This window comes from Mycobacterium sp. (assembly GCF_035314905.1).
Taxonomy (GTDB): Bacteria; Actinomycetota; Actinomycetes; order Mycobacteriales; family Mycobacteriaceae; genus Mycobacterium.
Genome location: NZ_DATFYW010000221.1, coordinates 1 through 6,110 on the forward strand (window position 1 = coordinate 1; position 6,110 = coordinate 6,110).

A 6,110-nucleotide genomic window follows, 5' to 3' on the forward strand; every position below is an offset into this window, starting at 1 on the left:
TGCTCGAATTGGCCGAGCGGTTGGGACCGCCCGAGAAGGCGCCGCGCGGCGCGAAGAAGATAACCGGCCGGCGCCAGTCGACGATGCCGTTGATCGAAGTCGCGCGGACCAGGACCAGGGACGAGGCCATGGCCGCGCTCGGCACCTGGCGCAAGCGCCATCCCGTGGCCGCGCGGCTGCTGAAGCCGGCCGACATCCTCGTCGACGGAATGCGCGGACCGAGCTCGATTTGGTACCGGATCAGGCTGAACCTGCAGCACGTGCCGCCAGAGCAGCGGCCGCCGCAGGAGGAGTTGATCGCCGACTTCAGCCCGTGGATGAGCCGCTTGCGCGAAGACCAACAACCCGCCACTCCCCCTCCCGACGCATCTTGACGGATTCTTGACATTCCCTATCAAGTGGTAGCCGCTATCATTCGATAGAAACTTCCTCAGGATGGAGGTGCGCCATGGGCCGTGGCCGGCGGAAATCCGTCGATGCGCGAGAATCGGCATATGCGCGACGCTGACCATCCGTTGGGCCTACGGGAGCGCAAGAAGCTCAAGACCCGTGAGACCATCCGCCGCGAAGCCTTCCGGCTGATCGACGAGAACGGCTGGGCCAACACCACGGTCGAGCAGATCGCGGAGGCGGCCGAGGTTTCTCCGAGCACCTTCTTCCGCTACTTCCCGTCCAAGGAGTCGGTGCTGATGGCCGACGACCTGGACCCGGTGCTGATGGCGGCCTTCGAACGCCAGCCGGCGGATCTGTCACCTGCGGTGGCGCTGCGCCGTGCGTTCGAGGCCACCATTGAGACGATCTCCGACGACCAATGGGAATTCGAACGCACGCGCCAGCGGCTCGTGTTCTCGATACCCGAGCTCAAAGCCGCCCAGTTCGACGAGTACTACCGGACCATCAGGATGCTCACCGAAGCGCTGGCCCGTCGGCTCGGCCGCGACGCCGGCGATTTCGAGGTCCGGGTTTTCGCGGGCGCACTGGCCGGCGCGATGATGGCCGTGATCGACGAGGTTCCGATGTCGGTCGAGCGCATCTACCCTGCGCTGGACTTCATCGATGCGGGCATGCCGCTGACCTGACGGCCCGGCACGCCGCGCGTTTTTGTCGCTGCTCCCGCCGTACACGAACGTTTGCCAGCTACGCTCACGCTGGTGACGACCATGAGCAGGCGCGGGTTCTTCGGGGTTGCCGGCGCGGCCGGGCTCCTCGTGGTCGCAGCGTGCTCGTCGAACAAGCCGGACAACGGCAAGCCGGGCGCCGGTGCGGTGACGGTCAAACACAAATTCGGTCAGACCACCGTTCCGTCGCCGCCCAAGCGCGTGGTCAGCGCGGGATACACCGAGCAGGACGACCTTCTCGCGCTCGGCGTCGTCCCCATCGCTGTTACCAGCTGGTGGGGAGACCAGCCGTTCGGCGTCTGGCCATGGGCACAGCCCAAACTCGGCAGCGCGCAACCCGCCGTGCTCAGCCTGGCCGACGGCCTGCAGTTCGACCAGATTGCCGCGCTGAAGCCGGACCTGATCGTGGCGACCAATGCGGGAGTGGATCAGGATTCGTACAAGCGGCTGTCGGGCATCGCCCCGACCATTCCCCAGTCGGGCGACGATCCGTTCTTCGAACCGTGGAAGGTGCAGGCCGACACGATCGGGCTTGCGGTGTTTCAGGCCGAGCAGATGAAATCGCTCGTCAACGGCGTGGACAACAGGTTCTCCGACGTCGCGAAGGCCAACCAGCAGTTCAAGGGAAAGAAGGTGCTCCTCGTGCAGGGGGCGTTCTACCAGGACAATGTCGTGGCCACGCTGCCCGGATGGCGCACCGACTTCCTCACCGAGATGGGCCTGGTCGTGCCCGACAACCTTCAGCCGTTCGCTGTCGACGATCACCGCGCATTCATCCCGCGCGACCAGGTACCGAACGTGCTCGACGGTGCCGACGTGCTGATCTGGACCACGGAAAGCGACGCGGATCAGGCCGCACTGCGCAACGACCCGACCATCAAGGAGCTGGACGCCACCGCCCGGAACCGCAACGTCTTCACCGGCACCGACCTCGCGGGCGCGATCGCGTTCTCATCGCCCCTGAGCCTGCCCGTCGTCGCCGACCAGTTGCCGCCGATGCTGTCGAAGGTGCTGACCTGACCCCGGAAACGCAGATCGCCAATCTGCTCTACCGATACGCCGAGTGCATCGACTCCGGTGATTTCGACGGTGCCGCCGCACTTTTCGAACACGCCCGGCTGCGGGTAGGCGGTGGCGACGACGACACTGTCGATGCCGCAGGGATGTTGCGCCTCTGGCGCGCGCTGATCATCAGGTACCCCGACGGCACGCCGCGCACCAAACACGTCGTGACGAACCCGGTCATCGACGTCGACGCCGACAGCGCAACCTGCCGTAGCTACTACACCGTGCTGCAGCAGACCGACGAATTGCCGCTCCAGGTGGTGGTCAGCGGCCGTTACCACGACCGTTTCGAGCGGATCGACGGTGTGTGGCGGTTCTGCTACCGCGACTACACCCTCATCGACTTCGTCGGCGACACCAGCCACCACCTGTGTCAGGCGATCGCCTGAACCGCCCCGACGCGAAGGTGCAACGCTCGCAATCCTGCGCGGCAGGGTGCTTGGATGGCCGAGTGACCAGCAGTGACACCCGCGCCAGGGACGCCGACGCGGCCGTCTACGCGCAGATCGGCTCTGCCTACTATCCGATCCTTGTCGCGGTGTTCACCGGGCTGGTGATCATCTCCAACGTGACGGCCACCAAGGGGGTTGCGTTCGGGCCGATCGTCGGCCACTGGTCGATCATCACCGACGGTGGCTTCATCGTCTTCCCGCTGACCTACGTGATCGGTGACGTCCTCAGCGAGGTCTACGGCTTCCGCGCGGCCCGGCGTGCGATCTTCATCGGGTTCGTGATGGAGGCGCTGGCAGCATTCGCCTTCTGGGTCACGATCTACCTGCCGCCGGCCGACTTCTACACCCACCAGGAGTCGTTCGAAGTGGTGGTCCGCGCGTTCACCCAATTGATCGTCGCCGGCTTGTCGGGCTTTGTCGTCGGACAGACCATCAACGCGTGGGTGGTGGTGGCCATCAAGGCGCACACGAAGGAAAAGCACCTGTGGGCGCGGCTGGTCGGATCCACGTTTGCCGGCCAGCTCGGCGACACGCTGGTGTTCTGCAGCATCGCCGCCGGCGCGATCGGGATCAACACGTTCGGGGACTTCGTGACATACACCGCGTTGGGCTGGATTTACAAAACCTCCGTCGAGGTGTTGATGCTGCCGATCACCTACCGCCTGATCGCGTTCATCAAGAAACGGGAGCCGACCTACCGTCCCGCGCCAATAACGGAAGCCTGAACTTGAGCCTCTGCTAAGGCACCTCTGAAAAGGCTCGAAATGTTCGGCCCGGGCAGGTTACTCGGCGGTACCTTCTGAAGATGAGCGTCGCAACGGATTTGAGAGTCCACGACTACGGCGACCAGGGGCTGCTGTTGCAACTGGACAGCACCGCCGAGGTGCTGGCGTGGACCGCGGCACTGCGAGAGGCCGACCTGCTCGGCGTGCTCGACATCGTGCCGGCGTCCCGCACGGTGCTGATCAAGCTGGCAGGTCGGCGATATCAACCCGGCACCCGGCAGCGGCTGGAGAAGCTGCGTGTGACACCGCAGGATGCGCTGGTCTCGCCGGGCCACGTCGACGTCGTCATTGACGTGGTGTACGGCGGCCCCGACCTGGCCGAGGTCGGGCAGGCCACCGGGCTGGGTGAAGCCGGCGTCATCGCCGCGCACACCGGCACGCCGTGGCGGGTCGGCTTCAGCGGCTTCTCACCGGGATTCGCGTATCTGGTCGGCGGCGACCCGCGGCTCGAGGTAGCCCGACGCGATGAACCCCGGACCCGGGTACCTGCCGGGTCGGTGGGCCTGGCCGGCGAGTTCAGCGGTGTGTATCCGCGCGAGTCTCCCGGCGGCTGGCAGGTGATAGGCCACACCGCTGCGGTGCTGTGGGACATCGCCCGTGCCGAACCCGCACTGCTTGCCCCTGGGATGTCGGTCCGGTTCCGGGAGGTGTCGTGACCACCACGACTCTCGAGATCCTGCGTACCGGCCCGCTGGCACTCGTGCAGGACCTCGGCCGTCCCGGGTTCGCCCATCTCGGCGTCAGCTGTTCCGGCGCGGCTGACCGGCGCTCCCATGCACTGGCCAACCGGCTGGTGGCCAACCCCAGCGACCGCGCGACGATCGAGGTGACGTTCGGCGGCTTGACCGCGCGGGTGCGCGGGGGGGACGTCGCGATCGCCGTCACAGGCGCCGACACGGACCCCGCGGTCAATGGCGTCCCGTTCGGCATCAACAGCATCCACTACGCCCACGACGGTCAGGTGATCTCGCTCGGCGCTCCGCACACAGGCCTGCGCACCTATCTGGGGGTGCGCGGCGGCATCGACGTGACACCGGTGCTCGGCTCGCGCAGCTACGACGTGATGTCGGCGATCGGACCGCAGCCGCTGCAGCCCGGAGACGTGCTGCCGGTCGGCGACCACACCGATGACTTCCCCGAGCTCGACCAGGCGCCCGTCGCCTCATTCCACGAAGCCCTGATTGAGCTGCACGTGGTGCCCGGGCCGCGCGACGATTGGCTCACCGAGCCCGACGCGCTCGTGCACACCAGCTGGGTGGTGTCGGACCGCAGCGACCGGGTGGGCATGCGACTGGTCGGGACAGCGCTACGGCACCGCTGGCCCGACCGGCAATTGCCGAGCGAGGGCGCCAGCCGCGGCGCGATCCAGGTGCCGCCGAACGGGCTGCCGGTGATCCTCGGCCCCGACCACCCGGTCACGGGCGGATATCCCGTCGTCGGGGTGGTCACCGACGACGGGATCGACCGGCTGGCGCAGATCCGTCCGGGTCAGCACATCCGCCTGCACTGGTCGAGGCCGCGCCGGTCGTGGTAGACCCACATGTGTGCGAACCCAGGTCCACACGGCCCGCCTGATCCACACCGCCGACCTCGACAACGAAACACGACAGAGCGCGCACCGGCTGCTCGTCGACGCGTTCGAGGGCAAGTTCAGCGACGACGACTGGGAGCACGCACTCGGCGGCATGCACGCACTTGTCTACTACCGCGGCGCGCTGATCGCACACGCCGCCGTCGTGCAGCGTCGCTTGCTGTACCACGGGACACCGCTGCGGACCGGCTACGTCGAAGGTGTTGCGGTCCGCGAGGACTGGCGGGGCCAGGGCCTGGGAACGGCGCTCATGGACGGCGCCGAGCAGGTGATTCGCGGCGCGTACCAGCTGGGAGCGCTCACCCCATCCGAGTCGGCGCGCGAGCTCTATCTCGGCCGCGGCTGGCTGCAGTGGCGAGGTCCCACGTCGGTGCTGGCACCGGGCGGGCTGACCCGCACACCCGACGACGACATGGCCGTCTTCGTCCTGCCAGTCGCCGTCGACCTCGACACGACCGCGGATCTGGTGTGCGACTGGCGATCTGGTGACGTGTGGTAGGACACAAGAGTACGTTGGGAGGCGTGACAACCCCAGCTACATTCCGGCCCTCCCCCGAGATGTTCGACAAGCTCTACCGCGGCGAGCCGACATTCGACGGTGCTCCACCTCCAGCCGGAATTCCTTGGGACATAGAACAAGCGCAGCCGCGACTGATGGAGTTGGAAGCCCTGGGCGCGATCGCCGGCGAAGTACTCGACGTAGGCTGCGGACTCGGTGACAACGCAATCTTCCTTGCTTCACGCGGATATTCGGTGACCGGACTCGACGGCTCGGCCGCCGCGATCGAGCGTGCCCGCACCCGCGCGGCGCAGGCGGGTGTCCAGGTGACGTTCGGCATCGCCGACGCCACCGACCTTGCCGGCTACGCGGGCCGGTTCGACACGGTGATCGACAGCGCGCTCTATCACTGCCTCGACGAGGACGGCCGCCGGTCGTATGCCGCCGCGTTGCATCGCGCGACCCGGCCCGGCGCGCGCCTGCACCTGTTCTGCTTCTCAGACGGCAACGTCAACGGCGTGATCGCGCCGATGGGCGCGGTGCCGGAGGCCGACCTCCGCGACACGCTGACCGCCAACGGATGGCGGATCAACTTCGTGG

8 protein-coding genes and 1 pseudogene are annotated in these 6,110 nt (G+C 67.1%); all 9 read left to right on the forward strand.

The features are described from left to right. Positions 1 to 374 (forward strand): annotated as a pseudogene (locus VKG81_RS19490) (DNA polymerase domain-containing protein); the annotation flags it as partial. A gap of 120 nt (positions 375 to 494) precedes the next feature. Further along, on the forward strand, positions 495 to 1,079 hold the full coding sequence (locus VKG81_RS19495; protein ID WP_324398375.1) for a TetR family transcriptional regulator: 585 nt from the start codon (positions 495 to 497) through the stop codon (positions 1,077 to 1,079). An 81-nt stretch (positions 1,080 to 1,160) separates the two neighbouring features. Continuing rightward, positions 1,161 to 2,138, forward strand: a complete 978-nt coding sequence (locus VKG81_RS19500; protein WP_324398380.1) for an ABC transporter substrate-binding protein — start codon at positions 1,161 to 1,163, stop codon at positions 2,136 to 2,138. Further along, positions 2,135 to 2,572, forward strand: coding sequence for a nuclear transport factor 2 family protein (locus VKG81_RS19505; protein ID WP_324398381.1), 438 nt, complete (start codon positions 2,135 to 2,137; stop codon positions 2,570 to 2,572). Before VKG81_RS19500 ends, VKG81_RS19505 begins: the two co-directional genes overlap by 4 nt. 62 nt (positions 2,573 to 2,634) lie before the next feature. Beyond that, on the forward strand, positions 2,635 to 3,360 hold the full coding sequence (locus VKG81_RS19510) for a queuosine precursor transporter (RefSeq protein ID WP_324398376.1): 726 nt from the start codon (positions 2,635 to 2,637) through the stop codon (positions 3,358 to 3,360). A gap of 80 nt (positions 3,361 to 3,440) precedes the next feature. Further along, positions 3,441 to 4,076, forward strand: coding sequence for an allophanate hydrolase subunit 1 (locus tag VKG81_RS19515; RefSeq protein WP_324398377.1), 636 nt, complete (start codon positions 3,441 to 3,443; stop codon positions 4,074 to 4,076). Then, a complete protein-coding gene (locus VKG81_RS19520) occupies positions 4,073 to 4,954 on the forward strand; it encodes a 5-oxoprolinase/urea amidolyase family protein (RefSeq protein WP_324398378.1) in 882 nt (293 codons plus the stop codon). The genes VKG81_RS19515 and VKG81_RS19520 overlap by 4 nt, the downstream gene beginning before the upstream one ends. A gap of 10 nt (positions 4,955 to 4,964) precedes the next feature. Beyond that, entirely contained in the window at positions 4,965 to 5,510 is a 546-nt protein-coding gene (locus VKG81_RS19525) for a GNAT family N-acetyltransferase (protein WP_324398379.1), read from the forward strand. A 23-nt stretch (positions 5,511 to 5,533) separates the two neighbouring features. Continuing rightward, on the forward strand, positions 5,534 to 6,110 hold a 577-nt coding region (locus VKG81_RS19530), incomplete at its 3' end, for a class I SAM-dependent methyltransferase (protein ID WP_414685332.1).

Bases quoted from the DNA above. Each gene is read 5' to 3' on its own strand.
- VKG81_RS19495 (WP_324398375.1), top strand. From the start codon at position 495: ATGCGCGACGCTGACCATCCGTTGGGCCTACGGGAGCGCAAGAAGCTC.
- VKG81_RS19500 (WP_324398380.1), top strand. From the start codon at position 1,161: ATGAGCAGGCGCGGGTTCTTCGGGGTTGCCGGCGCGGCCGGGCTCCTC.
- VKG81_RS19515 (WP_324398377.1), top strand. From the start codon at position 3,441: ATGAGCGTCGCAACGGATTTGAGAGTCCACGACTACGGCGACCAGGGG.